Below are 3,792 nucleotides of genomic sequence, written 5' to 3'. Positions count from 1 at the left end.
TGTCGCGTATGCAGGTAGACGCGCGGTTGCGCGAAACATTCCACTGTCAGAATTGATACTGGGTGTACTCCTGGTCGGGGCACCGTCCGGTGTACTTCGTCAACCCGATCCCGCGATGCTCCTTCTTGCTTCGCCCCACCGGCCCATCAGACGGTTCACGGGCCCAATAGCCAAACAACCAAATGTGGCAGGTCACTGTCGGCCGGTTGTGAGGAGATAGTGAAGGTCAGAGGGTGTTGACCCAGGCGATTCGGTCCGAGGACAGAGAGAAGGTGTCGTTGAACAGCACGACGTAGATCCCAGGGGCCGCTCCCTGGCGTGCGTCGAAGCAGACGCTGCCCGAGGCCTGCCCGCCGGGGGCGAGCTGTCCGGAGTTCAGCAGTTCCTTGTCCGGGGCGAAGGTTGCGTCACGGATTGCGCCATTCGGATCCTGCATCTTCCAGTCCAAGTAGCCGTTGAAGTCGTTCTGCTTGTCGCCTACGTTTTTGATTGCGACGTTGCTACACAAGTTATTTCCCAACACGCTGCTCGCCTGCTCGAGCGGAGTCACCGTGTAAGCAAGGTTGTCGCGGGTGATGGTGTCACCGGCTACTGCGGAGGTGTCCTTCTTGAGCTTGCCCGGGAAGTCCGGGCYACTGTTCGCGGCCGGAGCGGCTGCCTCACCGGATCCAGAGGAGACCGTGGCTTCTTTGTCCCCACCAACGGCGGAAACCATCGCGACAGTGCAGCCGCCGAAGATCAGGATCGGGACACCGGCGATGATCCAAGGCCATATCTTGCGCTTCTTCTTCGCCGGCGGCTGCTGTGGGTACTGATCCTGCGGGTACGGCTGTCCGGCGTTGGACTGGTTGGGGTCTGTCATGTCTGTGTCTCCTGGGAAGCCCCCGCTCTGCTGAACTGGGGATGGTGTTGGTATGGGGTCGATTTACCACTCGCGCGGCTCGGACTGCGCTGAACTGACAACCACGGGTGCGTGGTCGGTTTGCGGTGTGTCAGTCCGGTGACGAACGCTCCGTTTCCCGAGCGTCGGAAGGCGGGCGATTTCGTTGCCGAAGCTTCGGTCAGGTAGCTAGATGCTCGTGGAGCCGGCCATCTGCAGCGGGACGACGAAAGGCAGCACCGAGCGACCGACTACAGCGCTGCTGATGACGGCAGATCCGATTGCGGGCCTGTGCAACCGCCCACTCGGGGGATGACTCGCTTTGTGTTGCTCTCACGTGCGTCCGGTTTGAGAGATTCGCAGCTACAAGCTGGTCATCGGCCTGTCCCCCTTTCGCTGCGGTTGTGGTGGTACCGATAGTTCACTCGACGAACATGGGCCGGCGCCTCGTCCGATCGGACAGTGTTGGTCGTCCTTTCGGTCGGATCGCAGAACAGGGTTCCTCCTTTCGGGTCATGTCGGCCAGTGTGCGGCGCCGCGTAGCCTCCACTGGGTGACTGCGATATCCGAGAAGATCCGTCGCCGTGCCTGGACGACGGGCGCGGTGACGCTGAGCGTGTTCTGCACCCTGATGACCCTCGGTCTGTCCGCGGACTCAGGGAACGTCCACGACCTGAACATCGGCCTCGGGCTGATGTTGAACCTGGCGGCGGCCGTGGCGTTGGTGTGGCGGCACGAACGCCCGTGGCTGGTACTCGCGATYGCGTTGGCCGGGCCACTGTTCTTCACGACCGATGCCACGGCCGCGCTGATCGTGCTCTACGCGATCGCCGGATCCGAGCGCGGCGAGCGGCTCGCCGCCGCGACAGTGGGCGTGTTCCTCGCGTGTGGCGTGTCGTTGACCTACGACGCCAATCGGACCCGCGACAACTCAGTCCTGACGATCGCGTCGACGAAGCCGGAAAAGGGCGCACCGAAGCCGGAATGGGATATCGCACTGTGGATCCCGTGGTTTGTTGCCGCGATGCTGGTGGCGATCGTGGTCGGCATCGCCCTGCTCAAGCACACCCGGACCGAGCTGGCGGAGGCCGAGCACAGCCGCGACCGTGCGCACAGTCAGAGTTACGCGATGCGCGACGAGATGATCCGGACCGAGGAACGGACCCGCATCGCCCGGGACATGCACGACACCCTCGCCGCGAGCCTGAGCCGGATCTCCCTGTTCGCCGGCGCCCTCCAGGTCAATGGCGCCGACAACCCGGAGAAGGTCGCCAACACCGCCTCGATGATCCGCTCGACCGCCCACAACGCCCTCGACGACCTCAAACATATCGTCGGGGTCCTGCGCGGGACCGCAGCCGCGGGCACCGGGGCGAGCAGCCATCAGGGCATCGACACCGTCGCCGATCTCGTGCAATCCGCGCGCGCCGCCGGGCTGCACACCACCTTGTTCACCGACCTGCGTCCTGGCGACATCGGCACTGTGTCGGGGCATGTCGCGTTCCGGGTCGTGCAGGAATCGCTCACCAACGCCCAGAAGTACGCGAGCGACCAGACCGTACGGATCGCGATCACTGGCGCCGACGATCACGGCATCCGCATCGACATCCGGAACACGCTGAGTTCGCAGCCACCTGTCGTTCCACTGGGTTCCCGTGCGGGCCTGCACGGGCTTTCCGAGCAGACTCGTGACATCGGCGGCACCCTCAATGCTGGCGTCCTCGGCAACGAATTCATCGTCGACTGCTGGCTCCCCTGGTACGCCTGAACCGGTTACGGCTGCCCGTTGTTCGGCGCGGCGCGGCGGGGAATATTCTGTCCGCACCATGACTGGAGACGACGCCATCACCGTGCTCATCGCCGACGACGACCCGTTCGTCCGCCGCGGGGTGGCCGACATTTTCGCCGCCACCACCGACATCACTGTCATCGCGGGAGTTGATGACGGCGACCGCGTCCCCGCCGCGGTCGCCACTCACCGGCCCCGTGTGGTGTTGATGGACTTGAAAATGCGACGCATCGGCGGACTCGACGCCACCCGGCATCTCATGACCCTCCCGGCGCCGCCCCGAGTGATTGCGATGACCGCGATGGACGTCGACGACCTCGTTATCCAGGCAGTCGCCGCCGGAGCGCACAGCTTCCTGTCCAAGGATGAAGCCCCCGAAACGTTCCATCAGTCCGTTCGCGCGGTCGCGTCCGGGAACACCCTTTTCAGCCAGGACTCCCTACGCCGGATAGTCGCGAACGCACCCCACTCACCTCAGACGGCCTTCCCGCCGACTGCTGATGTCGGAATGCTCAGTGAACGCGAACGCGACGTGCTGTGCACCCTCGCCACCGGCGCCTCGAACGCCGATATCGCGGCAGGGCTGTTCCTCAGCGAGACGACAGTCAAGACCCACATCTCCGCCGTCTTCACCAAACTCGGAGCCCGCAACAGGGTCGAAGCCGCCCTCGTCGCGTTTCGGGCCGGCCTCGTCCACTAAGCGGTATGCATGGGACCCGAGGTGCACGCACTCGCCGATCCGGTCCCCGTTGTCAGGTCTGTGCAGTTCCATCCGAACAGTTCGTACGAAAACCTCGTTCGCGGGTGGCGGCCGACCACAGGCGACGGCGGCGCCGGACAGTTGGTGCCCACCGATGGCCCCCTTCCTCGGCAGAGGTCAACTCTCGCTGACTCTGTCCGGAACGGGGGCGGCGCAACCGGTTCGAGCAGTCGCGACGCCACCGGGTGTTACACCCTAGACGCTGACACCGAAGTCGAGGGCGATACCCGACAGACCCGACGCGTAGCCCTGGCCGACGGCACGGAACTTCCAGTCCGCGCCGTTGCGGTAGAGCTCACCGAAGACCATTGCGGTCTCGGTGGATGCGTCCTCCGACAGGTCGTAACGGGCGAGTTCGGAGTT

The 3,792-nt window shown here is 64.6% G+C and carries 4 protein-coding genes; 2 read left to right on the top strand and 2 right to left on the bottom strand.

Annotated elements, in window-relative coordinates; translation table 11 throughout:
* Positions 1 to 226 precede the first annotated feature (226 nt).
* On the bottom strand, positions 227 to 862 hold the full coding sequence (locus AB4Z09_RS28845; protein WP_442241365.1) for a DUF4352 domain-containing protein: 636 nt from the start codon (positions 860 to 862) through the stop codon (positions 227 to 229).
* A 571-nt stretch (positions 863 to 1,433) separates the two neighbouring features.
* On the opposite strand from AB4Z09_RS28845, the gene AB4Z09_RS28840 reads away from it, so the two are divergent.
* Positions 1,434 to 2,648 carry a sensor histidine kinase gene (locus AB4Z09_RS28840; protein WP_442241364.1) on the top strand — a complete coding sequence of 405 codons (1,215 nt, stop codon included), beginning with the start codon at positions 1,434 to 1,436 and terminating at the stop codon, positions 2,646 to 2,648.
* Between the two features lie 58 nt (positions 2,649 to 2,706).
* Positions 2,707 to 3,369 carry a response regulator gene (locus tag AB4Z09_RS28835; RefSeq protein WP_442241363.1) on the top strand — a complete coding sequence of 221 codons (663 nt, stop codon included), beginning with the start codon at positions 2,707 to 2,709 and terminating at the stop codon, positions 3,367 to 3,369.
* A gap of 255 nt (positions 3,370 to 3,624) precedes the next feature.
* On the opposite strand, the gene AB4Z09_RS28830 is transcribed toward AB4Z09_RS28835, so the two are convergent.
* On the bottom strand, positions 3,625 to 3,792 hold a 168-nt coding region (locus AB4Z09_RS28830), incomplete at its 5' end, for a TerD family protein (RefSeq protein WP_442241366.1).

This window comes from Rhodococcus sp. TAF43 (assembly GCF_052113525.1).
Taxonomy (GTDB): Bacteria; Actinomycetota; Actinomycetes; order Mycobacteriales; family Mycobacteriaceae; genus Prescottella.
Note: the sequence above shows the minus strand (reverse complement) of the source record. Positions and strands in the feature narration are given on the sequence as shown.

Coding starts and splice junctions, on each gene's coding strand:
- AB4Z09_RS28835 (WP_442241363.1), top strand. CDS start 2,707: ATGACTGGAGACGACGCCATCACCGTGCTCATCGCCGACGACGACCCG.